This is a genomic window from Bacillus sp. FJAT-45037 (assembly GCF_002797325.1).
Classification (GTDB): domain Bacteria; phylum Bacillota; class Bacilli; order Bacillales; family Bacillaceae_D; genus Alkalihalophilus.
The window spans coordinates 570,267-595,920 of the sequence record NZ_KZ454938.1 but is presented as its reverse complement, the minus strand read 5'-3'; the positions used below and the strand labels follow the sequence as shown (position 1 = coordinate 595,920).

Here is a 25,654-nt window from a genome sequence, read left to right as displayed (position 1 = left end):
AACCATATCAAAAACCCCAAAGCTACAAAATAGGTCGTGGCCTTGGGGTTTTCGCTTTATATTCAGTTAAACCTATAAATCCGATACAAGATCACTCTCTCCTCTGAAACAAAACTATCGAGAAGTGACTTGCACCAGCTTCTGCCCCACAAATTGAATCACGTGGGATAAACCATTATGTAATTCTCCTTCATATCGCTCTACTTCTCCCATGAAAAAGTGTTCGATCCGCCAATCTGAGAACGTTGTTAAAAAATCATCGGGTGTGTATAAGAATTCCTGATCTTTTGGTCCTCCGCTCTGATAGGGAAGTTGGTACGTTGAGTACACTTCCGTTATGAAATATCCACCTGGTTTAACGGCTTCCTTCACTCCTTGAAGTATTTTTTTGCGTAATTCAACTGGGAAATGGCCAAAGACACAGACAAGCTCATCCCACTTTTCTTTCTCCCATTTTGCTTCATTTAAATCAACTAGTTTCGTGTTCACTTCTACACCTCGTGCTTCCGCGAGCTTTTTCGTCTTCGCCAAGCCTGATTCTGCAAAGTCCCACGTCGTCACATTCATTCCTTGCTCGGCCAAAAACGCCGCATTGCGTCCTTCGCCTTCTGCAATGGCCAACGCATCTCCTGATAACTGAAGTCTCTTCTGCGTTTCCGCTAAAAATACATTCGGTTCGGTACCGAAAATATAATTTTCATTTTGAAAACGAGTATTCCAAGTGTTCATTGTTAGCACTCCTTTATCATGTAATTGACAAGCCGATCTCACTGCTGCTGCTGTCATTTTATCATCAGAAGTGAATGGGTGCGTAAAGAAAAAAGAGTGATGATATGAAAAATCGAGTGAAAGAATTCAGGCAAGAGCATGACATGTCTCAGGAACATTTAGCCAACATGCTTGGCGTGTCCCGACAGACTATTATTTCAATCGAAAAAGGGCGTTATAACCCTTCATTGCCTTTAGCCATCGAGATTGCACGCATCTTTAACACAATCGTAGAGAAAGTTTTTCTTATAGATGATGAAGATGAATAGAAGAGAAAGGGGATGTCAGGCAAATGAGTAGTGACGATTGATAACTACATCTGGTTACAACCTGTTTAAGATTTATGATAGGCGGGGTAATGTTATTTAGTAGTTTTACATCAAGGAGGGTGTTCATGAAGAAGAAGTATCGTATGATTAAAAATAATGAATACTATCTTTATAAGTGCCTGTCTCCAGCCCTGTTAAATACGGACGTGGGGTAGAAGTCATACAGTATATATTATTTTAGGGTGTTATAGTTGAATTATACAGTTTCCATTTCTTTTTTGTCCATGGTATCAACAAAATCAGCTACAGATTTTACTAATGTAGAAGCTTTAAAAGTCCGTTGGGTTCTTTTAAATGTTGCTAAATCTCTTGAACCATAAACACCAAGGCTCACTTTTGGATTTGCGTTCTTTATCCGTTGGAGCGCTTGTTTTGCTTCTGTACTTGTTGATAATTCCAGAATAACTTTTGCCTTTGTACCACGGTGGGTAGAACAAATGTAAACCTTACTCATCTTTAACACCCTTTCATTTAGAGTTTTTAATAGAATTCATATCCAAAGTCAATTGAATAAGCTTTTTCGTATAAATAGTCAACATAAGACCTAGATATTGGTGTCTGTCCCCCCAGTTCAGTGCAGCATTACTGTGCTGGAGGTCTGACACCTATAAGTTTAAACCTCACAAATATAGCATAAGCCACGATGATTGGTAGTAAATAGATTGGTGTTAGTAAGGGCAGTGTGGCATTAGCAAAAGGGATTGTTAAAAAGAATGATAACCCATACCCTAATCCAGCGAGAGCAAGAAGCAAGCATAGATGTAGCAGAATGAAACTATTTAATACCTTTCTATTTTTCCGGTAACGTACGAGTAGTAGAACCGCAAGAAAAAACAAGCCCAAAAACAAGTATTCAGCAGAAGATATCCACATTCCTAATTCTTGAATTCGTTGAAGATCTTCTTGTGTGAGATGAGTGATACTGACCCAATGTTCAGATTGACCTATACGATAATTATCCAACAGTATATATCCAAGAAAAGAAATGAACATTAGTCCCATATAAATAATAGATATGAGACCTTTTCTTTCTAATAGGAAACCATCAACACCCGTGTTTTTCTTCATAGACCCCTCCATATTTTTCATGTAATTTTTCGAAAATCTACTTATCTCTTGTCCCCTGACAGTCTAATAGATCTCCATTTACCAAATTATACTATAAATAAGGAGATTGTTCTAGACCATTCCTTGACTACGGTGCCTGACTACGGTGCCTGTCCCCCAATTCAGTGCAGCATCACTGTGTCGAGGGTCTGACACCCATAACTCCGTCGTCACATTCATTCCTTGCTCGGCTAAAAACACTGCATTGCGTCCTTCGCCTTCTGCAATGGCCAACGCATCTCCTGATAATTGAAGTCTCTTCTGCGTTTCCGCCAAAAACACATTCGGTTCGGTACCGTAAATATAGTTCTCATCTTGAAAACGAGCATTCCAAGGGTTCATTGATAGCTCTCCTTTATTATGTAATTGACAAGCCGATCTCACTGCTACTGCTGTCATTTTACCATCAGAAGTGAATGGGTGAGATGTTGATGACTTGAGTCAAGCGGAGGCTTTCTCTGCCAACCATGTAAAGTACCCTTGACAGTAAAGTAACCTTTACACTACAATAGTTGTGTAGAGAGGAAAGAGTGATGATATGAAAAATCGGATCAAGGAATTCAGGCAAGAACATGGAATATCTCAGGAACATTTAGCCAACATGCTTGGCGTGTCCCGACAGACTATTATTTCAATTGAAAAAGGGCGTTATAACCCTTCATTGCCTTTAGCCATCGAGATTGCACGCAGCTTTAACACAATCGTAGAGAAAGTTTTCCTTATAGATGATGAAGATGAATAGAAGAGAAAGGGGATGTCAGGCAAATGAGTAGTAAAGTGGGGAGAAGGTTTTTCTTCATTAATGGCATTGTATTTTCCATGTATAGCTTACTGATCACCTATGCTAGTATAGCCTCTGGCAATTTTTTTGTTGGGCATGAGCTGATCTTTGTTGGGACAGCTGTCATGGCTTTTTGTCTCGCATATTTATATCCACAGTTTAAAGAGAATGATGAACGGTCTAAACGAATTCGTGAAAGAGGCATGTTCTTTAGTTATTTCTTTATCTTAGGCTATATGTTGATTTTCATGCTTCTTTTTCAACTAGACTTCATAAACTTAACTGGCTATCAGACGGTATGCCTGTTAGCAACATTAACGATCATAACCGTATTCACTTCGTTTGTGATCTTGTCAAAGCGCTACTAAAAGAACAACGGATAATATCAATTCACCTACACATAATGAAACCCCAAGGCCACAGATTGAGTCAAGGTCTTGGGGTTACGTTACGTGTCTAATAAGCTTGAAGATCGCAATGTAATAGATATTGATAAGTACTGTAACATACTTATTTACTCATGATGCTTATTAGATCGTAATGATAGTAGCGTCGATTTCTCTTACGATCATCCACAAATACCAGATTTAATTGTACTAACTCACGTAGGCTTCGACGGATCGTAGCTGGAGCTAGATCTGTTTTTAGTTGAATTTGTGAGACTGTTGCAACAGGTAATTCAAAAAGGGTCTCCCATACTTTTTTAGTAGATGGTTGAGTCAGTTGGTCAATTCCTCTTTGGAACAATTGTTCAGCTTGATCGAGCTTACGATATTGTTGATCTGCCATTCGATTAGTTGCTTCAAGGAAAAACAATATCCAACTCTTCCAATCCGGAGCAGACTTCCCAATCGAACGCATACCATTCAAAAGAGCATAATATTTGAACCTTTCTTTTTCTAGTTCTTCACTAATAAAGAAGAACGGAGAGTCGATAATATTAGTTTGCAATAGGTATAAAACGATTAATATTCTACCTAAACGACCATTTCCATCCAAAAAAGGGTGAATGGATTCAAATTGTGCATGAATAATTGCATTCTTAATTAACGGATGTAGAGTCTCTTCTAATTCTTGATACGGAGAGCCATTAATAAAAAACTCTAAGTTCGACATATAATCATGCATTTTTTGTGGTTCAGGTGGGATGTAGGAAGCATCTTTCATGTCTTTAGTAGGCCCTATAAAGTTTTGTATTTTCCTGTACTCACCGGCACTACCCGTTGAACCGCGACCATCCTCCATAAGAATACGATGCATGTCTCTTATCAATCTTTGAGTAAGAGGATATCCAGTTTGTATAGCCTCTACACCAAGTTTCATCGCTCGTTGGTAGTTTCTCACTTCGACTTTTTCCCAATCTGTCCCCTCTTCAATTTGATCTTCTAGCATTTCACTAAATGTGACTTGTGTACCTTCAATCCTTGTCGATTGCACAGATTCCTGTAGGGTAAGGAGTTGCAAGAAAGATTCATTTACAAGGGAATATCGCAGTTTCTGTTTAAGTTTCTCCAATTTAGTGGAAGCCTCAGTCACCTTTTTATAAAAAGCTAACTCTGTTTCCGCTTCAAAGGAGATTGGTAGCATCGGTAATTGATAAGGTCTTTTCATCTCACCCTCCTAACGATCATTTTTAACTCATTTTTATCTTATTATACTATAATTAACATTATAACGATAATTACTGTTAAATAATAACCTGAGATGGAGTGTGGTGCGGGATAAAACGGTGACGGATTCTACTTCTTTTTTCTCAAATAATTTATACGAGATATTCGAATATTCAACCATGCTCAAGTCCATCGAAATAAACTCGCCTCAATACTACATAAACCCCAAGGCCTTAAACTAGAAGAGGCCTTGAGGTTTCGCTTTTTATTCACTACGTCTTTAAGTCATACCTTACTTTTCCGAAAAGAGCCTCACAATAAAATTCTGTTATCATTTGCTTGTGTAAACCGCAATCGCATCGCGTAGAAATACCGCAGCCCCTGGCTCTATTTTGTCATAATAGGCTGTAAATCTCTCATCGCTGACATACATTTGCGCAAGACCCAAGTGCGCGTCTTTGCTGTATTGTCCCCAGTAAAAGTTGATCCATTGCTTATGCAAATCGGCCGCTTTTTGTGCTAGCTCGCCTGCTGGATCTCCTGTTTTCATCGCAAGACGTAACGCTTCATTCACCTCTTCGCTAAGGCGCGTAACGGCTTCGTGCTGCTCTTTGGTCATATTTTTCATGACTTGATTCGATTGTTCCACAGCTTCCTCTCCGTACTTTTCGCGTACCTCGTCCCCGTACATCTTCTCATTCTTTTCTATTAACTGCTTCTTAAAACCTTCAAATTTCTCCTGATCGGACATGATCCTCTCTCCTCTTTGCGCTGAAATCGTTTTTTCCACATTCACAATCAAACGCTCCAGCTGCTTTTTTCTGTCAAGAAGCTCACCGTAGTGCGATTGTAGCGCTGCGACAGCGTCAAAGGAAGGATCGCACAATATCTCTTTAATTTGCTCGAGCCCGACGCCAAGTTCTTTGTAAAACAATATTTGTTGCAAACGGTCTACCTCTTCCTGCCCGTAAATACGGTACCCCGACGAATTGATCCTGGCTGGTTTCAGAATATCAATTTCATCGTAATACCGAAGCGTCCGCGCACTAACCCCAGCTAGCTGCCCCAGCTTTTGAACGGTATATTCCATCTCAGCACCTCCTGACATCTTTACTGTACACCTTGACGCAACGTGAAGGTCAATACAGATTATTATCTTTTTTTCGAGAATAGCAACAGGGGTTTTCCTTTAATGTTAAGACAATCCGAAGTGCAGCTCAAATGACATATGGTTTTGTTGCCTAACTAAAAAGAGAATCAACAGTGTCACTAGCACACAAAAAAGCCTGAGAATATCCCAAAGCTTTTTTGTCTTTAATGTATTGTTCTTATTCAATTGCTACCCGCTCGTTGAATATCAATTAAATCGATTCAGCCGTCTCTAATAACACTTTCAAATTTAAATTATCCGTTTCACTGCCTCCAAGTATATAGCCCGTTCCGCATTTCTTAAGAGATAATGTGAGAAGAACATTTGGGATTTCTCTATAGTATGCTTCAGACCCGTTACGTAACTTGACCATTTTATCATTCGATAAATTATGTTTACCAAACTCAGGTTCAGACATCACATATAATATGAAATCCAGAGTATCCTGTTGATCATCATACTTCATATAATGCAATTTTAAGCGACCTTCTTCATCCACGTGACCGAAACGATGGGTAGGCTCAAAAGGTAATCTTTTAGGAAGAGAAATGGCTTTACCAATCTGTTGTTCATACTGCTTGGTCGCTTCTTCAGCGGTGATATAGTTATTCTCATTAATAAAGTCCTCAATCTGTTTTTGTTCATGAGACATTGCGTTTACTCCAAATGAGTTATTAAACATAAACAAAACTATGACCACTGCAACTATTAAATATTTCATTAACGACAGTTTCAAAATAATTCCTCCAATAACAGTTTTCCAACATCCATTCTAGTGTGTGTAATTTCGGGAATATTACTTATCAGATGCTCTCTCACGAAAAAAGAGCCTAACTTCTTTCTTTGAAGTATCCGTTCGTTGAATAATAGGTTTTTTGTCACTTATCTATCAATAATTGTTTAAAATCACAGTATCGAACCATAATCAGTAAGTAAACCATAATGTAGTTCCTGGCACTGACGTCTTTTTCAAACTATAATAAAGAAAACGATTTAAGAAAGGACTTTACATGACCAAACATAAAATCTACACAATGAGTGTCGCAAGAGTCTATCCCCTCTATATTGCAAAAGTAGAGCGAAAAGGTCGGACGAAAGAAGAAGTTGACGAGATCATTTATTGGTTGACAGGGTATAGCGAGGAAGAGTTCGCAGCACTACTTGAGGACGAGACAGACTTTGAAACCTTCTTTGCGAAAGCTCCGAAACTGAATCCTTCACGTTCACTTATCAAAGGTGTGATCTGTGGCGTCCGAGTAGAAGAGATTGAAGAACCAACGATGCAGGAAATTCGTTATTTGGATAAGTTGATCGATGAACTAGCAAAAGGAAAAGCGATGGAGAAGATTTTGAGGGGATGATTTCTATATCTCTAAGTTGTCTGTCCCCTAATAAATGATACTATTAAAAACCAAGGCGCCAGGGGTTTCCCTTTGTCTTGGTTTTATACGTTTTATTACTACTGAATGGTCCTCTCATACTCTCACATCACTATGATCCTCTACCTCAATTACCTAGATCTGTTCTGCTTTCCTACCGCAGCTTCAATTAGTTCAATCGCTTTTTGACGGTCACTTATACGATATAATTCATACAATAACGAATTAAGCGCATCAATTTCTATAATCTTTTTTACCTCTTCTTGTATCTGCTTCACATCCATTCCAAATCGACCTTGTAAGAAAGAAACAATGTTGTCTTGTTGGATACGTATCTCTGCTCTTTCCTCCGCTAATCTCATAACTCTTGCCATATGTAACACCTCCATCAGTTTTTCCACATATTCTTTATCGATGAATTTATCACTGATCGCGATAATCGCTGCCATTAACTTTATTTGTTGGTCTTCATCATCAATTCTTTTGACTAATTCTACGGTCTCAATTGCTCGCTCAGATCGGTTTGCCTCGCTCTTCATTAAAGGGACAAACATGAGATGAAGCTCATCAATCTCCGTCAACTTTTCACCATTCTCAATCTTTGTCCAAAGGTTTAAAAGGACTTGATCACCATCATATTCCTTCATTAAAATTATATCCGTTTTGTAGCTAACGGAACCATAATTTTTACTCGTACACGCGCTTTCTATATTGGCTCCGTAAATGATCACCGTGTGAATCGGCTTCTGGTATCGCTCATATGCACTGACATCATACTGCAGAAAACGATCTAAGTCCTTTTCATGGTACGTTGTCTGGAACTCTAGATGTAAATAGGTGTCATCGGCTAAGAGAAACATAAAATCCATTCTGCGATCGTTGACTGTAATAGTTGGCAGATCAGTCGGTTCAACTCTAACAATAGGAGCCGTTTTGATCCCATAAAAATCAAGTGCCTTATTCTTGAATTGTTCGGTCATGTGGCGAAAGATAATATCATAATTATTATATGCAATTTTGGTTCTTTCCTGCATCTTTGAAGTCATCCTTTCAGTTATTTTAGCATGATTGGATTGAAGTTGGTTGGGAGTTTGTGGATGATTGTTTTTGGTAAGCAGTGGGGCAAGAAGATCGTGGATAGAATGGATGAGAGATAGTTAGGAGTTTTGAATGTGAAGGGAAATGACTTCGATTACATGTTGGTGAAATTACTTTCTACATAAGCCGACGAAATCCTTCTCATTTCTTTAGATGCAGCGTGAATGGTTTCCTCCGTCCAAATGTAACTTTCTAATACGGGTAATTCGAATTGTTTGGAAGATACGTTAGCGTTGAATTTAAATAAGAAAAACCCAAGGCGATAAACTGAGTCATGGTCAGGGCCTTGGGTTTGCGCTTTCTATTCAGTTATACTTACTATGCTATTTCTTAAGCCTTCACGTCACATTATCAATATACCCTTGTGCATCATTACTGGCTGTCGCAACGAACGCAATCTTTAAAGGTCTTTGTTTTTTTGGGATTTCCAATAAATAACCATCAATGTAAGCATGAGCCTCTTCAGAAAAGCCACCACCAGAAATAGCTAGAATATGTCTATCCCTTGTAAACATCCTTTTCGATTTAAGCACTCGTCATCATTCAAGCTCCAACAACGCTCGCAACTCTTCTGTCGCCTGAGCATCTGCCACATACGTCTCGCCGTCTCCTGCTAGATAAGAGAGCACGCTTTCCTCTCCCGCTTCTCCCAGCCAGACATAGATCGCATGAGAGGGGAAGTTGTCGCCATAAGAAACAACGAGGTCGTAATCTGGGGTCATACTCACATCCACTTGATCCTCCCGTGCATTCGTTATGACACTTTCAAATACTTGAATCGACTTCTTGTCCGTATAGGATACAAAAACCTCGTCATTTATCTCACCAACCCCATTTGACACAGAGATATCCACACGCTCGATCGACTCATCTAATAACACCATGGTTTCTCCAAAAGACATACAACCACTGATGATCACACCAACTAGAATCAATGTTATGATTAATCTTCTCAAAATACATCTCCCCAATTCTTCTTTGCTTAATTTAGCTACTTACCTAAAAGTCATGTCCATTCCATTATATAGTCAAAACATCTTTTCTAGGAGAGATAGAGATCAAGCAGACTTAATCAAACAGCAAAAATAAGCGTAACAAAAGCGATGCTGATTACAGCATCGCTTTTGTTTATTGAATACAGCCACTAAACATACCACTAGTCATCATTAAGTTCATCGAAAAATTGGGACTTTGACTTGGATTTGAAGTGAACAAACAGACTATTCTTTATTTTCACTCGACAAAATTCGTGGAATTCCGGGTGGTGACAGGCACCATATCTTAAAAGGGGTTCGATCTTTATATTTTTCTTTCTAAATTTATAGATTTTACGTTATTGCCTAAAGGCTAAAAAGGTTGCCATCAAGGAAACCAAAAAACCTTAACCTTGCATTTAGGAAATGTCAGTGAGTATACTTTATTTTGGTAATACTTAAAATGACTACTTCCTTTCAAGGATAGTGATTTTTGTCGTTTAAAAAGCCCCATTTTGGCTCCTGGGCCATTTTGGAGCTTTTTTCGTGTTTATTTCGCTTAAAATCGCAATAAGAGCCCTTCTAAGCGTTTATTACTCAAAAAAACTAGCATTGTTGTAGAAAAAATGTTATTATCATTTGGTAATTACTAGAAAAAGGGAGTGTTGAAAATGAAAACTGTTAGACTATTATTTTGTTCAAGTTTTGCTCTTTTACTTTTTCTTACAATTTCCACGAATGTCTTTGCCAGTACATTTGAAGGTCCAGAAGAAACACTAATTAAAGCTCTTGATGCTGTAGTAGAGGGTAACGTCGAAGAGTATGTTAATTATGTTAGGGATGAACGCTTTACCGCTGTTACAGAAGCTATTTCAAGTTATAAACAATCTATTGAAAATGATCCTTTAGTTAATTATACTTTATTAAGCGAAGAGAAAATTGATGAAGATCATTATACATATTTAGTTGAAGTTGAATACAACAGTGCTACATTACAAATACCATATGATCTAGTGAAATTTAATAAGGATTGGAAGATATTCATTTCAAAAAAACCATTAAAACTTGATGAATATAATGTAGTAAAGAATGACTTTGACAAAGTTTCATTAACTAGTAATAATTCTGATGAAGTTTCAATTATGTCAGGAAGATTAATTAGAACATTTACTTTTAACCAAAAAAGTTCTACATCATCACCTTCATTTAACCCTCCTTCTACAGCGCTAATTTTAAATATCAGCGAACAAACTGCAATTGGTCCTGGAATTTCATATTTGATTGTAACAAGATCTACTAACGCTGATATAACTATAGGTTCAAGATATGTCTCAGGTAATCGTACAAATCATCAAACTAGCTTAGCGTTATCTTACAGACCTAGTAGTGTGTGGTTAGAGATTCGTGGTCATGGTAAAGGGAATGGCGGACTATATTATTAATATTTGATTTTCTGAGTAGCTCTATAAAAGGGCTACTTTTATTTGTTTTAAGATTGGCTGCCAGTAACGAAAGTGGATGTCCACCAATCTTAATGTTTGGGGCCTGGTCGCAATAGATGGTCTAGGATAATTGGTCTCTACTCGTTGTTCTCTAGCAAGCGCCTTCCACTCCTCTTTAGGAATCCCTCTTTCACCTGGGGCAGGTTGGTAACCTTTAGTTTCAAGCCCAGGTCCATTTCCGCTAACACCCTTAACCCCTTTAACCCCTTTAACCCCTAGCTTAGCAAAGCCTCCTGCAAGAATGCCAGCTGCTGCAAAGTATTGTTCCCATCCTTCTAACTCCCTTTTAGTTACTGGGTCAACTCCACATGTCGGTGGCGAACGTTATTAGGAAACGACAATTTCATTTCCGATTAAGCCGCCATTAAATATGGTCGTTGACACTCTACCTCCAAAAACGCTCGCAATTCCTCTGTCGCCTCAGCATCTGCCCATCTTATCGCATTTCTCTTCATCTGGTCAGCCCTTGCCGCCTATACCATCTCCTCCGTAAAGAATCGAAGCCAAACGAATGCGTACCCGATTAAACAAGAAAAACGAGCGTAACAAAAGCGATGCTTGATTAAGCATCGCTTTTGATCGTGATTACAGCCACTAAATTTACCAATTGCTATAATTGAGTGTACTAAAAGAAAAAACGACCTGGATTTTGAAGTGAATAAGCTCAATACTCCTTGTTTTTACCGAGGAGTTAGGATTATAGTCTTCCACAAACGTGCCAAATTGTGCAATAAAATATCGTTGTACTACACAATAAAAGGAACGAAATATTATAATTTATTAACCCCTGACATGTCCACGTAGTTTCAAACTTGAATTTTCATAAAGCTATCATTTACTCATTTTCAATGATTGGGATTGTAATCGTAAACCGTGTCCCTACTTCTTTCTCACTCTCAACTCGGATTTTTCCTTCCATAGCTTGAATAATACTAAATACTACCATTGTTCCAAGGCCAGTACCTTTTATTTTGGTTGAATAATATGGTGTTCCTAAATTATTTATTTCTTCCTCATTCATTCCTATACCCGTATCGGAAACCACTATAATTGCATTGTTATTATTTTTTTTCAGCTCTATTGTAAGAACTCCACCTTCTGGCATCGCTTCAATTCCATTCTTCAAAAGATTTATGAAGCACTGTTGAATTTTTGAAGAATCCCCAAATATCAGTATATCTTCCTGTGCTTTCTCAAGCTTTAGTTCAACATTATTATAAGAAGCATAAGGTTCGATAATTGCTAGAATATGACTAAATTCTTTATTTAATTCTAATATTTTTGCTTGCTTTAAATCTGGTTTAGAAAAGGTCAAATAATCCGAAATGATACTTGTTGCTCGGTCTAATTCATTTAATGAGTGTTCTATATACATATTCTTTTTTTCTTCTGTTAAATTTGGATCGCGTAATAATTGAATAAACCCTCTTGTAGTGGTTAAGGGATTTCTAACTTCATGCGAAATACTTGCAGCCAGTTCACTAACTGTGTTCAATTTTTCTAATCTTTTTATCTTTATTGTAACTGCATTTTCTAATTTAGACTTCTCAAAAAAATAAACACAAATCGCAACAGCCAAACACTGAATAACAATAAAAATTAGTATTAAACTCCAAAATGTCTCAGTAATCCTATAAGAGAAAAATATGAATATAACAATGACCATCCAAATTATCCCTAAACTACCCATTAATAAAGATATATTTATCTTTTTGTTTAAATTATTAATTTTATTAAAAATGGGAATTGTATACCATAATGTAGTGAAAAGTAACATATTTGTTGCCAAAGCACCATAAAAGCCCTCACCACCTAAATAAAAACGATATGAAAGCAAGATAATGAGCAACAGGAAAGCAACTTTTCTCCCCCCATATAGAGCACCAAGAATAAATGGCACTTGCCGCAAATCAAAAACATGTCCTTCAAAAAAAGGAATTGGAAACGTCATACATATTATGATTAGAACTGAAGTTAGACTAAATATTGTTATTTTATTAGGAATTTGAAGATTTAATTTACCTCTTATAGATTTAGAGTATATAAGAATAAATGTTACTAATAAGAATGCATTGAATGTAAAATCTTTTACTATATCAATCATACTACACCAACTTCCATAACGTAGGAATTAAAAATGACGGGAATATCTAACAATTAAATATTATCATAATATTGCGTGAAATGTTCACCTTTAGTTGCTTTTTGCTTTTAACTGTAAGAAAGGCTCTCACTATTTTATTAAACGAATACCTCTTTAGGTTAAGTTTACTTCTTCACAAAGGTGTAACTTTACTGCGCAGTATGTAAGATGAATAATTTCATATTTCCCTACCAATAATAAAAATAAAAAGGTGGGATTAATTTTATGTTAACGTCAAAAGGGCAATTGGAAGCCCTTAGTAAAGTAACTTCAATGACAGAAAAACTAAGCCAATCCCAGTTAGAGTACTGGCAACAATATTCCCATATTAATACCTGGGGATTTAAGGCAGTTTTATTTATGTTCATACTTCCCTTGGTTGTTCTGTATTTCGTTATAGATAGGAAGAATATTTTACTTTTAGGTTTTTATGGTATGAATATTCACATTTGGTTCAGTTATATTGATATAGTTGGTGTTAAACATGGATTTTTCAGTTATCCCTTTCAGTTAATTCCATACATTCCTGGTAACCTAACTTTAGATGCCGTTTTAATTCCAATTTTGTTTATGCTGACTTATCAATGGTCAATAAACCATAAGAAGAATTTTTATATTTCTTCTATAGCCATGTCACTAATATTATCCTTTGCATTTAAACCTTTACTGGTAAATCTAAATTTATTTGTTTTACATAAAGGGACTAATTATTTTTATCTATTTATTTTGTATTGCATAATATTTTTATTTTCAAAGCTTATTACAAACATTTTCTTAAAGATGCAAAATTCCCCGAAGTATAAGGAGTAGGGATGTATAACTACGTACCTCTCTTTTTTTGTGGGCTTAATTGAACGAATTTCATAATTTGAACCCTTAGTCTCGCAAGGTTTTCAAGACACAAAAAAAGGAGTACCTCCCCAAAAGTCGAATTAGTTAAGTGACCAAACCAAACTAAAGACTGGAGGAAGACTCCCTTATGACTATTATACGACAAGGAAGCCTATTTGACCTGCAAGATTTATATGATTTAGAACCTACCTACCGATTTGAAGCCGTCTTTTCAACGATTGATATTTACCCTGTGCTAACTGTTGTTTCAAAAAAAGCCAGGGAATACTGCTTCTCAGTCAGTTAATAATCCTACTACTTTTGAAATTACAGCAGCTGAGGGAGACAGTGGGAATTACTGTATTACTCTATATAAGCGTGTTTTAGCATAGGGGTATTGGTGCCTGTCCTCCAGTTAAGTAAAGCATTAGTGCGGTGGGGGTCTGACGCCAGAATGTCAAAAAAAGAATGTACTTGGAAGTAAAAAAAGCAATAGGTACAGCCTAACTCCGCTGTACCTATTGCTTTTCTTTATTCAGATTTCACTTTAAAAAACACTTTGTCTACATTGTACTTCGCCTTGAGTTCATTAATAATGAACGTCTCATAGATTTCTCTATGTACAGGGCCCTCGGTTATACAAATATCAATTTTAGTAACTTCATCTCTATGCATTTTGATTGGCGATACAGTATCCTCAAAATGTTTCTTGATTCTTTGTCTTAACTTTCTTGCTTTACCGACGAACAATAACTCTTTCTTGTCATTATAAAACATAAAAATACCACCCTTATCTCTAGGGATCAGATGAAAATCAGTAAAACCATAGATATTACTTAGCTCTGGATCATCCTGTTTGGTAATCGTTACATCCGGTGTTGGAATCGTTATGTTTATCACGAAAGCTCACTTCCTTTTTAAAGAGTACTACAAATGCTAACATTAGTGGATATGGATATGTATTTCTATTTTAATTATTTCTCTAGCCCATTCAGTAAATAGCTAGGTATTCTAGGTATTCATTAGTCAGTCTTTTTTGTATTGTTTGTTTAGATAAAAAAGGACTCTAGATTAGAGTCCTTTCTCAATTATGCTTTGTTTACGTTAATAGCTTGAAGTCCACGTTGACCTTGCTCAGTGTCAAATGTAACTTTTTGACCTTCGTCTAAAGATTTAAATCCTTCGCCTTGGATAGCTGAGAAATGTACGAATACATCATCTCCACCTTCAACTTCAATGAAACCGAATCCTTTTTCTGCGTTAAACCATTTTACTGTACCTTCTTGCATGTATGTTTCCTCCTGCGGTGAATTACGTCCACCATTTATTACTATAGATGTTCAATTATCAAAGGCGAAAAGTTTAAGCACTTATTCATTCCTAAAATCGACCAAAAATAGATCTACTTAAGAATAACAGATAAGATTCCAAAAGGCAAATAGTCATCCATATCTAACTTTAAACTCTTCTTTGCACTCCTATATAGGAAGCTTCCTCCTAAGGATCGTTCACCCTTCTCGTAACCCTCATTATTTGTAGCAGCCGCATACTCCTGATCATTAATAAGAACAGAAATACTATAGATCCCTCTACCATTTCCACCAGTACACTCCTGCCCACACGTACTTAAGCTAGTGAATTTGTAATAGTATAAGCTCATCTTATAAAATGTCCGATCTCCATTGATCCCAAATCCAACCATGTTACAATTGGAAGTAATTTGCAAGATTAGGAGATGAGCAAAATGAACCGAAAAATCGACTACATTGTAGCGATGGTTTACTTCACTTGTATTTTTATAGGACAATTATTTATTTATGATGAGAAAAGTTGGATTTCTAATCTTTTGATGAGCTTACTCTTAACAGCTGGTTTCCTGCTTCTTAGACGGCTGTTTCCTTATAAGGGGAAGAAGGAAGGGAAGGCGTAACTGGTGCTTAAGAAAGCAACCCCACCATTACCTTAAACACCGACAACGGCTTTTCTTTAAGGTCTCTATATTCCACGACTTGCCTCTCAGCTCCCTTTACGGGGTATTGGTGCCTGTACCCCGGTTAAGTACAGCATTAGTGCGGTGGGGGTCTGACGCTGAGAACTCTGGAGAACTCTGTATCCAACTCTATCATTTCATTTACGGCAGGACTGAAAATATGCCATCACTCCCCAGTCTCCAATGTTAGATACGCCTTAACCGTCACACGCCCCAAAGAATTTGGCTTGAATATGAATTATCAATCTATACTCCCAGTTACTCCTCAATTAAGTAATGATATAGCGAAGTCTCGACCGCTTCCTTCAACTTAAATTGCATACGCACTACCGATAAATCACTTCCAGGCATAGTTGTTTGCTCAATCGTCTCTGCATCTGGAGTCGCTTCTCCTACGTAATAGAAGTCTGTCCCTTCTGCGTTATCCTTCTTTACGAATAAATGCAAGATGAGATTCGTCTCCTCAGCGTTTAAGATTTTCTTTACTTCTTCAGACCGTAATGTACGATTGCTTCGCGTGTACCATTGAAACACATCTTGACTCAAGAATGTATCACCATAGTTAATGCTCGACCCTACTTCTTCTTGTTTGTGGTACGTAACAAAGATTGGGCAAGTGCCATGCTTCGCTTTGTATCCATACATCGTCGAACTCTCGTCATTAAGCCAATTCAAGAGCTTACATGCATCTTTACGAGAGTATTTCTCATGGAGCGTAAGAGCCTTGCCATTGTCATATCTCTTACTTTTCTCTTCTGCTACTTGTAAGATGGCCTTAACCTGCTCATAAAAGTAGGAATTACTCAGCAGAGATTCTATAACATCAGGATGCCATCTGAATCGATCCATTTCCAAAATTACGATGGGCTTATCCCCGTATTTTTTAACAGATGCTGATGTATAAAATGATAGATCAAGTATACGTTGAACAGATATCAACGTACTGTCATCCGTTAGATAGCCTTTCTCTCTCCACAGTTCAATAATACGACGTTCTTCAATTACTCCCTCATCCATTAACAACTGTAACAATGCTATTTCATGCTTTCTTTTTCCACTGAGCACTTCCTGCGACAACATCGTCAGAACTGCTTGCTGGTGATCGTTAAGCTGCGGAACTTCTTCCCTGACTTTCACAAGAAATTGATAATAATTTTTATGTTCTGCAACAATCACGGCTGGATCAATGGAGTTGTTTATATAAAAATCTAGCAACGTAGGAACTCTTCCCAATCGATTTTTCAACTCAATATAAGCCTCTCTCAAAATCCTCATAGAAGTGAGTTTAGAGTCATTTATAGATTGGAAAATTTGCTTTTTAGCTACCTCTTCAAAGTTTATTGTAGAAACCCCAGTAATATAGCACGTGTCCTTGGCTTTTTTTCTAATCGAGTCTTTATTTTGAGAACGATCTCCTGACAGCGCTACTGGTATAAGGTAATTATTTTTGTAGTTTCCGATAAAATCAATAATCGTTACGAACTCCTTCGAATCATGCTTGCGCAGGCCACGACCAAGTTGCTGAATAAAGATTATACTAGACTGTGTTTGTCGTAACATGACCACTTGGTTGATGCTTGGAATGTCTACCCCTTCGTTAAAGATATCAACGGTGATAATATAATCCAACGCTCCTCTTTCTAACTCTTCCACTCGACGTAAGCGTTCATCTTGAGAATGATTTCCTAGTAAAGCAACTGTTCGTAATCCGCAATCGTTTAACGCCTTCGATAATTCGACCGCCTCTTCTTTTCGACTACAGAACATCAATCCACGGACGCGATCTCCTGAATGCCCATAGTAATTGACTTTTTCCATAATGTGCTGCACACGTTCTTCTGTGACTAACTTTGCAAGAGTGGTGGTTTCATCAATCAATTTTCCTTCATGCTCATATTCGGTTACACCAAAGTAATGAAATGGACAAAGCATGTCTTCCTCTAAAGCCTCTTGTAAACGAATCTCATAAGCAATGTTGTAATCAAAAAGCTCAAATATATTAAAGTCGTCTGTACGCTCTGGTGTAGCTGTCATACCCATCATGAAGTTAGGTTGAAAATAATTCATTACCTTTACATATGTACTAGCCCCCGCTTTATGTACTTCGTCAACTAAAACATAATCAAATTCTCCTGGAACAAACTGTGAAAGAACTTCATCCCTCGAGAGCGTTTGGATTGTTGCGAAAATATATCTCGCATCCATCTCCTTCATATGGCCTGTGAAAATACCGAAATCCCGATCAGGTCCACCAAGTATCAGTTTGTAATCTTCTTTTGCCTTCTGTAGAATCTGTTCTCTATGAACAATAAACAGCATTTTCTTTGGAGCAACGCGTCTCACGTCGAAAGCAGATAACAACGTCTTCCCTGTCCCAGTCGCAGACACAATAAGTGTTTTCTTATTTCCAGCATCTCTAACAGCCTCAATACTGGCTAATGCCGCTTCTTGCATCTTATTTGGCACCACAGATAACGCATCTTCAATAGAATTAACCCGATAATCGAGCGGCATTTCCACAATTCTATCTCTATTTCTCCACTGTTCAAGCTCAAAAGTACGTTCATATTCTTCAATCCAAGGTAAACTAAGCGGAATCGCTTCTCCCCATATTTCTTCAAACTGTTGGGTGAAGTGGCGAATGATCTCACCATTTTCATGTGAATCTAACTTTACGTTCCACTCATAATTAGCCTTAAGTGCTTGAGCGGTTAAATTGGAACTACCAACGATAAGAGAGAAATGTGAAGAGTGCTTGAAGATATACCCTTTCGAATGAAACCCTCTCAAACTAGTTAAACGCACATCTACGTTCGGTATTTTCAATAATTCCTTAAACACTTTTGGTTGATTGAATTGTAAAAATGTCGAGGTCAATATTCTTCCTTTTATTCCTTTTTGATGCATATCCCATAAATTAGACTTTAACGTTGCCAGTCCACTTTCTGTAATAAATGCAACAGAGAAAAAGAAGTCTTTACAATGTAAAAGCTCCTCTTGAATCGCAGAAAGAATTGTTTCTTTCGTATCTACATTATTAATAAGTAGTCTCGGTTTATGTTTAGAAGATCGACCTTGAGAATGGTCGATAAATCCTTTATAAATAGACTCTTGCAAATTCGCTAGTATATTATCCATCTGATCACCATTCTATTCTTATTATACCTAAAATTGTAAGTGTAATAGAGGCGTTTGTAAACAAGAAAAAAGCCACTCATAGTGAGTAGCTCTTACGCATAGACAGATGTAATTTTTTCAATCGCTGGAATATCAGCAGGCGCCCATTCTAACGTATGTAATTCTTCTGGAGTTAACCACTTCATGTCGACATGCTCAGTTAACACAGGCTCTCCCTCAACAAGCTTGCAGCAATATGTCGTTAAATGAACAATCCCAAAGTCATATTCATAAACCGTATGCTCAATTCGTTCATGCACCTCTATCGTACAATGCATCTCTTCAAGCAGTTCTCGCTTCAATGCATCTTCAGGGCTTTCATCCTTCTCAATTTTACCGCCCGGAAACTCCCACAGAAGAGGAAGAGCTTTCTCCGTTCCTCTTTGTGCACATAAAATTTTATTGTCACGGAAGATGACAGCTCCAACTACATGGATGTTTTTCTTCATTGGTTTGACTCCTTTCTGGTTGGTTTTAATTATAGCATTAAAAATCTTGTGTCATTTCATCAGTAATTTAACAATGTAATCGCGCAAGGGACTAGTATAGTTCATTGAGTGGCCACTTTGCTTTGAAACTTTGGACACCTCGAATGAACTAAGCACAAAACGCCGCTTCAACTTTTCTCTTTATTAATAAAGTATCGATGCAAACGGTAATCGCATATTTCTTTTGTCCACTCAAATAACGTCTCTCTATGTTCAGGTAAGATATCAAATGAAAGTCCAAATGTCTCACCATCAAACGTAGCTGAACTCTTCGATGAACCGGACCATTTCGTCATTGGCATCGTTGCGATTAAAGAGGATACCTTCTTCTCGTTATATTCCCACATTCCTTTTGTATTCTTAGCAGAGAAATCAATTTTTTTACGGTATTCTTCAGACATATAATATTGATGGAAGTACGGCGCGGCTTCAACTGGTGTAATCGACTGATCCCATTTTCCGACCCCTCGTGAGAGCATATAGGACAAGATCACCATCTTATAACTTTTAGTCATCAAAGTACTCTCGACTTCTTTTAGCCAGTCTAGGTAATGATTATGTATCTCCACTTCTTCTTTCGTTAATAAACCCGCTTCCTTCAACATTGTAAAATAAGAACCAAATTCTACTCGATACTGGCTCCCGTCAAAGCTACCTTGTAAATGCAACTCTTTATACGTTGGCCTTCTTCCTAACTCCTCACGTACATGTTGCAGTGTCGAAAGCATTTCCTCGCGCCTTGGTTTACGCTTGAACTTTAACTGAGTCATTAAATCAATGACTTTCGTTTCCAGATCAATGAAACAAGAGCTAGGTACTTCTGGAATCATAGTTTCTCTTTTCTTTTTGTCTTCAACCTCATGACGAAACACTCTTAATTTCAAATCTGCATTACGATAGTTTCCAATTAGATCGATAATGACACAGGCTTCTTTCTCAGAAGACAAACGTAATCCTCTTCCTATTTGTTGAATAAACACGCTTAGCGATTCCGTCGGTCTAACAAAGAGCAACGTATCAACGGTCGGTATATCAACTCCCTCATTAAATAGATCAACGGTTAAGATCATTTCTATCTGACCACTCTCAAGCATAGCAATCGCTTGCTTCCGATCATTCGGTGACGATTGCGAATGTAGACTAATACAAGAGATTTCCCTATTTTTAAAAGATTGAGCTAGAAAATTCGCTTGTTTTATGGATGAACAAAATACGAGTGTGCGAGATTGCTTGTACGAAATCCAGGCACGGTAAATATTTTCAAATACATCATCACGTAATTGTTGATCTAATAGCTCAGCTTCATCATACCGTTTCCCGAGCCATGTTACCTTAGAATAATCAACTTCATCATATACCCCGTGATACCGAAAAAGACTTAACCAGCCTCGTTCGATCGCTGTCAAAAAATCAATCTTGTAAGCTACATTCCCATCACAAATGGCATAAACATCTTTTCCATCCATTCGATCTGGTGTTGCTGTAAGGCCTAAAAGGAAAGAGTAAGAAAAGTAATCGAGTACATGTTGATAGGAATTCGCCGCAGCATGGTGGAATTCATCAACAATAATTAAATCAAATCCATCATGTTCAAACTCTTCCACTTGTTTACGATTTGCCATTGAAAAAATCGAAGCAAAGACAAAGTCAGCGTCTCTCTCCTTTTGCTTTCCGTTAAAAACTCCATATGTCCGATTAGGCATCACATGTTCAAACGTTTTCTTTGCTTGATATAGAATTTCTTCACGATGCGCAATAAATAGAACTCGCTTAAAACGACGAGCAAAGAAAGCAGATAGATACGTCTTCCCTAACCCCGTAGCCATTACAACGAGCGCTTTGTCATATCCTTCCTCAACCGTTTGTTCTAGATTCTCTAACGCTTCCAGTTGAGCTTGTCGTGGTTGAAGGACTTGATAGGGCTGTGACTGATCTCGAATGATCGGCAGCTCTTTATCTTTCTCTCCAAACATAATTTCCTTCTCATCATCTGTATCCCATTCAACCAGTCGACCTTCACGTGCTTCATTCTTTCGTTTATATTCTTCTTCATAAGAACAAATGGTCACATCATTAACCGGAATGGTGTGATCATTTAAAAACAATTTCATGAAAGCATGCATTGCCTCCTCATACACTTGGCCCCCGTCACGAGAAGGAATCGAGACATTCCACTCTACACCATGAGTTAACGCAGATCGAGACAAGTTCGATGAGCCAATAATGGCATGACCATGATCTTCATCAAATTGAAACAAATAGGCTTTCGGATGAAACGAACGCCCATTGCTCTGCCAAAGTCGAATCTCAATACGCTCATCTAACAGAAACAACGCTCTCAAGGCATCAGGTTGCGTAATGTACATGTAATCTCCCGTACAAATCTTCACCTCTGCTCCACGATCTAGTGCTTCTTTTAATGGATGCTTCAATAAATCCACACCCGTTTTCATGAGAAATGCGGTCACAATATAAATAGAAGAAGCCTTCTCAATCGATTCCTTAATTTCATCTATTAACAATTCCGTGATCAAACGCATTACGTTTCATCCTCAACATCAATGAGATATGTACGATCTTTAAATCCACCACGCTCATCATGTTTTTTCTGTCTCACTTGCTCAATCTCCGTTGAATCAACTTGGTGAATGGACGCTAAAGCATAAAGAACTTCTAACACATCAGCTATTTCTTCAACCGTTTCTTCTTTTGTTGTCGCCTCTAATAACTCATGCAGTTCTTCTACTAATTTCGTTCGAAGTTCCTTATCATACTCAGTCGAATCTAATGATCTTGTTCGAAAGTCTTTTCCGCTTTTCTCTATAATCTCTGGAATTCGATCTCTCACTAGTTTGTTATAAGTAGGCATTATGCTAACCTTCCTCTTCTAATAAGATTGTTTTGCTGGTATGACCCCTCTAACACCACCACGAGGTTCTTCTACATCACCATTGTATCTTGGAATGACGTGGACATGGGCGTGAAATATGGTTTGTCCCGCTGCGTCCCCGCAATTGACTCCGACATTAAAGCCATCTGGAGAATATGTATCAAGTAAGAGGGATCGAGCCCCTTTAACTAATGATTGGACCGCGACTTGCTCTTCACTTGTCGCTTCAAAATAATCAGCCACATGGCGTTTAGGTATCACAAGGATATGACCTTCTGTGACTGGATATTGATCATAGATCGCATACGCAAGGTCGTTTTCAAGTATGTACGTTGTTATTGAGCAAAATGGGCAAGTGTTTGAGTTCATGATTGTCACTTCCTTAAAGTTTTCTAGTCTTATAGGGTCTTCTTAACAATTGCCGAAACACTTCTTGACCTTCGTGTTTTCTTGAATGTGCCCAACGATCGTATTCTTGATCAGTAACCCTTCCTTCTGTCAGGGCGACTAAAAATAAATAATGATCTTGATCAACAGCCAATCTAATTAACTCTTTCCTAACATGTTGATTTAATGGCTTACCTTTATTCACATTCATAGAATTTCCAGTATGAACAATACTGAACTTGCTTCTCTTTTTCTGCTTCAGTATTAAAATAAATAAAACTAACAGTGCTATGAAAATTATTATAAAATACCGCATGACAACTCTCCTATATTAACGTGAATAATCAATGTAATTTACAGCTTTTTTTTTAGGTACAGTATCATAATTACCATTAATCAGCATTAAGAATGTGGTAGTAATTTCTTATTCAGTTAAAGCAATAGTCTAGTCAGAGGTCTTACACTGAGACCTCCACATAAACGTTTGTTTATTTTACTTTCAACATTCTTTCACTTATTCATATCCATTTCCACTCTCTGCCACATTCCCCACAAATAATTCATTCACAGCATATGCCTTGTTAACCTTCTCATATCTCTCTCTCAAATACTCTGCTAGCTCAACATCCGTGCAATACACAAAACACCCTTTCTGCCCTCTTGTCAATAAGGTGCGATAAGTATTTCGAATAATGTCATCGGCTAGCTGACTTGCTTTCTCAGGTTCACTTTTAAGCATTTTCTTTAAACCTTTAAGTGACGAATCAGTTTTTGCTCGTGCAGTATGATTTGTAATAACTTCCCCATCTACATATTTCATGTCACTACCAATGATAACGCCTACGTAATCAAATTCGAGTCCCTGACAAGTATGGATGCATCCTGCTTCTTTGACTGATTCGAGATCAATGGCCCATGTAGCAGAATTATCCAAGTTCCAGCTCATATTAAAGTCAAATTCTTCTATAACAATGTCATGGTAGCTGGGGTCACTTTTTCCTTCTTTAACCCAGTTCCAACAATACCCGGCCACTATTCGAGATTTGTTGATCGCTTCATTCAGTAATTCAATTTCTTTTCTAAGGTCATTTGGGTTATCGTAAATTCTAAAATCATACTGGCCGCCCATATATTCAGTATTCGCTGTTTCACGAATCTGAAGAACATCGTCCAGCCAAGCGAGATAGCCATTGGACCCACTGCAACGAAACTGAGACTCTAGCTCCAACACTTCAATAGTGGCATTACTTGCACCAGCGTATTTTTCTATTTCAGCTAGGCTTCCTGCATCTTTCAACGTCACCCGCTGCCGTTCATCAATGAAGAAGATCGAAAATTTGGATGCGTGAATGATTTCCTGTGTTTGATTCACACCCAAGTGCCGGAACATCCCTGACTTCTCATTGAGTCGATGAGCTTCATCAACGATTAACGCACCAAATTCATTCTCTGGTGCATTAATATAACTTCCAGAACCTTTAAACAAGTTATCAATATGACCTTTCTTAAAGTCTTGCTTTAGCTTATTCGCATAGATATTCCTCGGAGCTGCGTTTTTCGTAACATATTGACAGACCATACTTTCTTTTGTTAATTCGACGAGTAGATTGATCGCTAGAACAGACTTCCCAGTTCCTGGTCCCCCTTTTACGATTAGCACGTGCTTTTGATTAGTTCTCCGTGCTTCTTTGGCCATATGGATCGCTTGCTCATAAACGACCTTCTGCTCATCAATCATCACAAATTCCTTGTTTCCTTTAAGCATGTTATTCAACGAATCTTGCAGTGATTTCGATGGTCGAATCCGGCCATTCTCAATGTGATAGAGATTCTCTTTGTTATCACCAAACTGGATATAGCGCTTAATAAAATCACGGAGTTGCCCAGCCTTCCCTTTTACAAAGACAGGTGCTTGTTTCAGATAATATTCATAAACGGGATTCAAAAGCGGATCATTGTTACCTTGGTCAATATAGTTATGTAAATAGGCACATGGATGAAATTCAACTTCTCTCTTCTGTGCATTCTCATTGTAATCCTTGATTAACGCAGCATAAGACCACGCTTGATAAGAAGGGTGAGTTGTTTCACGTACGCCACGGTTAATCATTGTCTTTACAATAGCTTCTTTACCCTCGATAGCCTCGACTTTTTCCCATTGCTTCAGTTCAACAATGACAACAGAATTCTGTTGCTCCTTTTTACCTGAAATCAGCATATCGACTCGTTTAGATGTATGCGGAATTTTAAATTCAATCGCTACACCTGCATTTTCGGGAATATCAGGATCGCTTAAGACCCGATACATATATTGCATAGAGTTGTCCCACGAACGAACCTCACGCTCATTTATACGTCCAATTTTGGAATTATAATTCCGGACAATATTATTGACGAGTTCATCCTGAAAGACATCTTGTAAAAATTCATTTTTCGTAGCTTCATAGACTATGATAGTGATCACATCCGGTTCTAATTTTTAGGTTAATCGTCTTAACACTATTATACTAAAAAATGGATATGCATGGAGATGCTGAATTGTATTTAAAGAAAAAATGCTAGATTAATAGAGTCTCTATTGTAAATCCCAAACATCAGCCTTCAACATGGTATAGATTTTATGGCTCTTTAGCACAAAGAAAAAGAGCCATGTTTATGGCATTATAAAAATGTAGGGTATGGCACTCCTTTTATGTAGGTGGCCTGATGAGGCAGCTGCACAAAAAAAGCCACTTGCTAACATCCCAAAAATTCAATACACTTCCTGTTGGACCCAATACTGGCAGGAGGTAGTTTTAGGAGATGTTACAAGTGACCGAGATCAATTATATCAGACAAGAAGTTAATTCGAAAGGTCATTCCTATTCGGATGTGGCTAGAAGAACAAATAAAGATATCAGAACAGTTAAAAAATATGCTGACCTTGAGGAATTTCAACCAGAGAAGAAAAGGAAAAAATCACAACCAGCTCCTGTAATGGAGCCAGTGAAAGATATTGTGGATAAATGGTTGAAGGAAGATATGAAGAAGAAAAGGAAATACCGAAGGAC

27 protein-coding genes and 3 pseudogenes are annotated in these 25,654 nt (G+C 37.7%); 9 read left to right on the top strand and 21 right to left on the bottom strand.

What is annotated here, in order from left to right:
• Positions 1 to 114 precede the first annotated feature (114 nt).
• Entirely contained in the window at positions 115 to 729 is a 615-nt protein-coding gene (locus CDZ88_RS02910; protein ID WP_100372109.1) for an SAM-dependent methyltransferase, read from the bottom strand.
• 104 nt (positions 730 to 833) lie between these two features.
• Between CDZ88_RS02910 and CDZ88_RS02905 the strand changes: the two genes are divergently transcribed.
• Complete coding sequence (locus CDZ88_RS02905) at positions 834 to 1,037, top strand: helix-turn-helix transcriptional regulator (RefSeq protein ID WP_100372108.1); 204 nt, start codon at positions 834 to 836, stop codon at positions 1,035 to 1,037.
• Between the two features lie 256 nt (positions 1,038 to 1,293).
• Here CDZ88_RS02905 and CDZ88_RS02900 read toward each other — a convergent pair whose 3' ends face one another.
• The 3 genes and pseudogenes from CDZ88_RS02900 to CDZ88_RS02890 form a co-directional block, all read right to left on the bottom strand.
• Positions 1,294 to 1,551 (bottom strand): hypothetical protein, encoded by a 258-nt coding sequence (locus CDZ88_RS02900; RefSeq protein WP_100372107.1) that lies wholly within the window; start codon positions 1,549 to 1,551, stop codon positions 1,294 to 1,296.
• A 128-nt stretch (positions 1,552 to 1,679) separates the two neighbouring features.
• Complete coding sequence (locus CDZ88_RS02895) at positions 1,680 to 2,165, bottom strand: hypothetical protein (protein ID WP_100372106.1); 486 nt, start codon at positions 2,163 to 2,165, stop codon at positions 1,680 to 1,682.
• Between the two features lie 204 nt (positions 2,166 to 2,369).
• Positions 2,370 to 2,546: pseudogene (locus CDZ88_RS02890) on the bottom strand (SAM-dependent methyltransferase); the annotation flags it as partial.
• Positions 2,547 to 2,742: 196 nt separating this feature from the next.
• Between CDZ88_RS02890 and CDZ88_RS02885 the strand changes: the two are divergent.
• Complete coding sequence (locus CDZ88_RS02885) at positions 2,743 to 2,946, top strand: helix-turn-helix transcriptional regulator (protein WP_100372105.1); 204 nt, start codon at positions 2,743 to 2,745, stop codon at positions 2,944 to 2,946.
• Positions 2,947 to 2,969: 23 nt separating this feature from the next.
• Positions 2,970 to 3,353, top strand: coding sequence for a hypothetical protein (locus CDZ88_RS02880; RefSeq protein ID WP_100372104.1), 384 nt, complete (start codon positions 2,970 to 2,972; stop codon positions 3,351 to 3,353).
• A gap of 142 nt (positions 3,354 to 3,495) precedes the next feature.
• On the opposite strand, the gene CDZ88_RS02875 is transcribed toward CDZ88_RS02880, so the two are convergent.
• The 3 genes from CDZ88_RS02875 to CDZ88_RS02865 form a co-directional block, all read right to left on the bottom strand.
• Positions 3,496 to 4,596 (bottom strand): Fic family protein, encoded by a 1,101-nt coding sequence (locus CDZ88_RS02875; protein WP_100372103.1) that lies wholly within the window; start codon positions 4,594 to 4,596, stop codon positions 3,496 to 3,498.
• A gap of 330 nt (positions 4,597 to 4,926) precedes the next feature.
• Positions 4,927 to 5,685, bottom strand: a complete 759-nt coding sequence (locus tag CDZ88_RS02870) for a MerR family transcriptional regulator (protein ID WP_100372102.1) — start codon at positions 5,683 to 5,685, stop codon at positions 4,927 to 4,929.
• Positions 5,686 to 5,956: 271 nt separating this feature from the next.
• The gene (locus CDZ88_RS02865; protein WP_100372101.1) at positions 5,957 to 6,397 is read right to left on the bottom strand and encodes an autoinducer; all 441 of its coding nucleotides are present in this window, start codon (positions 6,395 to 6,397) and stop codon (positions 5,957 to 5,959) included.
• A gap of 358 nt (positions 6,398 to 6,755) precedes the next feature.
• Here CDZ88_RS02865 and CDZ88_RS02860 point away from each other — a divergent pair, with 358 nt between their 5' ends.
• The gene (locus tag CDZ88_RS02860) at positions 6,756 to 7,106 is read left to right on the top strand and encodes a DUF2200 domain-containing protein (protein WP_100372100.1); all 351 of its coding nucleotides are present in this window, start codon (positions 6,756 to 6,758) and stop codon (positions 7,104 to 7,106) included.
• 149 nt (positions 7,107 to 7,255) lie between these two features.
• Here the strand turns inward: CDZ88_RS02860 and CDZ88_RS02855 are convergent, their stop codons facing one another.
• The 3 genes from CDZ88_RS02855 to CDZ88_RS02850 form a co-directional block, all read right to left on the bottom strand.
• Positions 7,256 to 8,158, bottom strand: a complete 903-nt coding sequence (locus CDZ88_RS02855) for an RpnC/YadD family protein (protein ID WP_100372099.1) — start codon at positions 8,156 to 8,158, stop codon at positions 7,256 to 7,258.
• Between the two features lie 402 nt (positions 8,159 to 8,560).
• The gene (locus CDZ88_RS17265) at positions 8,561 to 8,755 is read right to left on the bottom strand and encodes a type 1 glutamine amidotransferase family protein (protein WP_157796446.1); all 195 of its coding nucleotides are present in this window, start codon (positions 8,753 to 8,755) and stop codon (positions 8,561 to 8,563) included.
• 6 nt (positions 8,756 to 8,761) lie between these two features.
• The gene (locus tag CDZ88_RS02850) at positions 8,762 to 9,178 is read right to left on the bottom strand and encodes a YhfM domain-containing protein (RefSeq protein ID WP_100372098.1); all 417 of its coding nucleotides are present in this window, start codon (positions 9,176 to 9,178) and stop codon (positions 8,762 to 8,764) included.
• Between the two features lie 689 nt (positions 9,179 to 9,867).
• On the opposite strand from CDZ88_RS02850, the gene CDZ88_RS02845 reads away from it, so the two are divergent.
• The gene (locus CDZ88_RS02845) at positions 9,868 to 10,638 is read left to right on the top strand and encodes a hypothetical protein (RefSeq protein ID WP_100372097.1); all 771 of its coding nucleotides are present in this window, start codon (positions 9,868 to 9,870) and stop codon (positions 10,636 to 10,638) included.
• 21 nt (positions 10,639 to 10,659) lie between these two features.
• On the opposite strand, the pseudogene CDZ88_RS17950 reads toward CDZ88_RS02845, so the two are convergent.
• Together CDZ88_RS17950 and CDZ88_RS02835 are read right to left on the bottom strand one after the other, a co-directional pair.
• A pseudogene (locus tag CDZ88_RS17950) lies at positions 10,660 to 10,992 on the bottom strand (pre-toxin TG domain-containing protein); the annotation flags it as partial.
• 541 nt (positions 10,993 to 11,533) lie between these two features.
• Entirely contained in the window at positions 11,534 to 12,802 is a 1,269-nt protein-coding gene (locus CDZ88_RS02835; protein ID WP_100372096.1) for an ATP-binding protein, read from the bottom strand.
• A gap of 264 nt (positions 12,803 to 13,066) precedes the next feature.
• Here CDZ88_RS02835 and CDZ88_RS02830 point away from each other — a divergent pair, with 264 nt between their 5' ends.
• On the top strand, positions 13,067 to 13,651 hold the full coding sequence (locus CDZ88_RS02830; protein ID WP_100372095.1) for a CBO0543 family protein: 585 nt from the start codon (positions 13,067 to 13,069) through the stop codon (positions 13,649 to 13,651).
• 169 nt (positions 13,652 to 13,820) lie between these two features.
• The gene (locus CDZ88_RS17260) at positions 13,821 to 13,979 is read left to right on the top strand and encodes a hypothetical protein (RefSeq protein WP_157796445.1); all 159 of its coding nucleotides are present in this window, start codon (positions 13,821 to 13,823) and stop codon (positions 13,977 to 13,979) included.
• 224 nt (positions 13,980 to 14,203) lie between these two features.
• Here CDZ88_RS17260 and CDZ88_RS02825 read toward each other — a convergent pair whose 3' ends face one another.
• Together CDZ88_RS02825 and CDZ88_RS02820 are read right to left on the bottom strand one after the other, a co-directional pair.
• Positions 14,204 to 14,572, bottom strand: a complete 369-nt coding sequence (locus CDZ88_RS02825) for a nucleotide excision repair endonuclease (protein ID WP_100372094.1) — start codon at positions 14,570 to 14,572, stop codon at positions 14,204 to 14,206.
• A gap of 188 nt (positions 14,573 to 14,760) precedes the next feature.
• Positions 14,761 to 14,961: a cold-shock protein gene (locus CDZ88_RS02820; protein WP_100372093.1), complete on the bottom strand. Its 201-nt coding sequence runs from the start codon at positions 14,959 to 14,961 to the stop codon at positions 14,761 to 14,763.
• A gap of 455 nt (positions 14,962 to 15,416) precedes the next feature.
• Between CDZ88_RS02820 and CDZ88_RS02810 the strand changes: the two genes are divergently transcribed.
• Complete coding sequence (locus CDZ88_RS02810; RefSeq protein WP_100372091.1) at positions 15,417 to 15,602, top strand: hypothetical protein; 186 nt, start codon at positions 15,417 to 15,419, stop codon at positions 15,600 to 15,602.
• Between the two features lie 318 nt (positions 15,603 to 15,920).
• Here CDZ88_RS02810 and CDZ88_RS02805 read toward each other — a convergent pair whose 3' ends face one another.
• From CDZ88_RS02805 to CDZ88_RS02775, 7 genes are all read right to left on the bottom strand, one after another.
• Positions 15,921 to 18,800 (bottom strand): DEAD/DEAH box helicase, encoded by a 2,880-nt coding sequence (locus CDZ88_RS02805; RefSeq protein ID WP_100372090.1) that lies wholly within the window; start codon positions 18,798 to 18,800, stop codon positions 15,921 to 15,923.
• 92 nt (positions 18,801 to 18,892) lie between these two features.
• Positions 18,893 to 19,288 carry a (deoxy)nucleoside triphosphate pyrophosphohydrolase gene (locus CDZ88_RS02800; protein ID WP_100372089.1) on the bottom strand — a complete coding sequence of 132 codons (396 nt, stop codon included), beginning with the start codon at positions 19,286 to 19,288 and terminating at the stop codon, positions 18,893 to 18,895.
• A gap of 167 nt (positions 19,289 to 19,455) precedes the next feature.
• The gene (locus CDZ88_RS02795) at positions 19,456 to 21,867 is read right to left on the bottom strand and encodes a DEAD/DEAH box helicase family protein (protein ID WP_100372088.1); all 2,412 of its coding nucleotides are present in this window, start codon (positions 21,865 to 21,867) and stop codon (positions 19,456 to 19,458) included.
• On the bottom strand, positions 21,867 to 22,196 hold the full coding sequence (locus CDZ88_RS02790; RefSeq protein WP_100372087.1) for a nucleoside triphosphate pyrophosphohydrolase: 330 nt from the start codon (positions 22,194 to 22,196) through the stop codon (positions 21,867 to 21,869). The genes CDZ88_RS02795 and CDZ88_RS02790 overlap by 1 nt, the downstream gene beginning before the upstream one ends.
• Before the next feature lie 18 nt (positions 22,197 to 22,214).
• Complete coding sequence (locus tag CDZ88_RS02785; RefSeq protein ID WP_100372086.1) at positions 22,215 to 22,586, bottom strand: HIT family protein; 372 nt, start codon at positions 22,584 to 22,586, stop codon at positions 22,215 to 22,217.
• A 13-nt stretch (positions 22,587 to 22,599) separates the two neighbouring features.
• Positions 22,600 to 22,920, bottom strand: coding sequence for a hypothetical protein (locus CDZ88_RS02780; RefSeq protein WP_100372085.1), 321 nt, complete (start codon positions 22,918 to 22,920; stop codon positions 22,600 to 22,602).
• Positions 22,921 to 23,118: 198 nt separating this feature from the next.
• Positions 23,119 to 25,059, bottom strand: a complete 1,941-nt coding sequence (locus CDZ88_RS02775) for a DUF2075 domain-containing protein (RefSeq protein ID WP_100374579.1) — start codon at positions 25,057 to 25,059, stop codon at positions 23,119 to 23,121.
• A 347-nt stretch (positions 25,060 to 25,406) separates the two neighbouring features.
• Between CDZ88_RS02775 and CDZ88_RS17560 the strand changes: the two are divergent.
• Positions 25,407 to 25,654: pseudogene (locus CDZ88_RS17560) on the top strand (IS21 family transposase); the annotation flags it as partial.

Excerpts from the sequence above, each read along its gene's own strand:
- CDZ88_RS02910 (WP_100372109.1), bottom strand. The coding sequence starts at position 729 with ATGAACACTTGGAATACTCGTTTTCAAAATGAAAATTATATTTTCGGT.
- CDZ88_RS02905 (WP_100372108.1), top strand. The coding sequence starts at position 834 with ATGAAAAATCGAGTGAAAGAATTCAGGCAAGAGCATGACATGTCTCAG.
- CDZ88_RS02900 (WP_100372107.1), bottom strand. The coding sequence starts at position 1,551 with ATGAGTAAGGTTTACATTTGTTCTACCCACCGTGGTACAAAGGCAAAA.
- CDZ88_RS02895 (WP_100372106.1), bottom strand. The coding sequence starts at position 2,165 with ATGAAGAAAAACACGGGTGTTGATGGTTTCCTATTAGAAAGAAAAGGT.
- CDZ88_RS02885 (WP_100372105.1), top strand. The coding sequence starts at position 2,743 with ATGAAAAATCGGATCAAGGAATTCAGGCAAGAACATGGAATATCTCAG.
- CDZ88_RS02880 (WP_100372104.1), top strand. The coding sequence starts at position 2,970 with ATGAGTAGTAAAGTGGGGAGAAGGTTTTTCTTCATTAATGGCATTGTA.
- CDZ88_RS02875 (WP_100372103.1), bottom strand. The coding sequence starts at position 4,596 with ATGAAAAGACCTTATCAATTACCGATGCTACCAATCTCCTTTGAAGCG.
- CDZ88_RS02870 (WP_100372102.1), bottom strand. The coding sequence starts at position 5,685 with ATGGAATATACCGTTCAAAAGCTGGGGCAGCTAGCTGGGGTTAGTGCG.
- CDZ88_RS02865 (WP_100372101.1), bottom strand. The coding sequence starts at position 6,397 with ATGTCTCATGAACAAAAACAGATTGAGGACTTTATTAATGAGAATAAC.
- CDZ88_RS02860 (WP_100372100.1), top strand. The coding sequence starts at position 6,756 with ATGACCAAACATAAAATCTACACAATGAGTGTCGCAAGAGTCTATCCC.
- CDZ88_RS02855 (WP_100372099.1), bottom strand. The coding sequence starts at position 8,158 with ATGCAGGAAAGAACCAAAATTGCATATAATAATTATGATATTATCTTT.
- CDZ88_RS02845 (WP_100372097.1), top strand. The coding sequence starts at position 9,868 with ATGAAAACTGTTAGACTATTATTTTGTTCAAGTTTTGCTCTTTTACTT.
- CDZ88_RS02835 (WP_100372096.1), bottom strand. The coding sequence starts at position 12,802 with ATGATTGATATAGTAAAAGATTTTACATTCAATGCATTCTTATTAGTA.
- CDZ88_RS02830 (WP_100372095.1), top strand. The coding sequence starts at position 13,067 with ATGTTAACGTCAAAAGGGCAATTGGAAGCCCTTAGTAAAGTAACTTCA.
- CDZ88_RS17260 (WP_157796445.1), top strand. The coding sequence starts at position 13,821 with ATGACTATTATACGACAAGGAAGCCTATTTGACCTGCAAGATTTATAT.
- CDZ88_RS02820 (WP_100372093.1), bottom strand. The coding sequence starts at position 14,961 with ATGCAAGAAGGTACAGTAAAATGGTTTAACGCAGAAAAAGGATTCGGT.
- CDZ88_RS02810 (WP_100372091.1), top strand. The coding sequence starts at position 15,417 with ATGAACCGAAAAATCGACTACATTGTAGCGATGGTTTACTTCACTTGT.
- CDZ88_RS02805 (WP_100372090.1), bottom strand. The coding sequence starts at position 18,800 with ATGGATAATATACTAGCGAATTTGCAAGAGTCTATTTATAAAGGATTT.
- CDZ88_RS02800 (WP_100372089.1), bottom strand. The coding sequence starts at position 19,288 with ATGAAGAAAAACATCCATGTAGTTGGAGCTGTCATCTTCCGTGACAAT.
- CDZ88_RS02795 (WP_100372088.1), bottom strand. The coding sequence starts at position 21,867 with ATGCGTTTGATCACGGAATTGTTAATAGATGAAATTAAGGAATCGATT.
- CDZ88_RS02790 (WP_100372087.1), bottom strand. The coding sequence starts at position 22,196 with ATGCCTACTTATAACAAACTAGTGAGAGATCGAATTCCAGAGATTATA.
- CDZ88_RS02785 (WP_100372086.1), bottom strand. The coding sequence starts at position 22,586 with ATGAACTCAAACACTTGCCCATTTTGCTCAATAACAACGTACATACTT.
- CDZ88_RS02780 (WP_100372085.1), bottom strand. The coding sequence starts at position 22,920 with ATGCGGTATTTTATAATAATTTTCATAGCACTGTTAGTTTTATTTATT.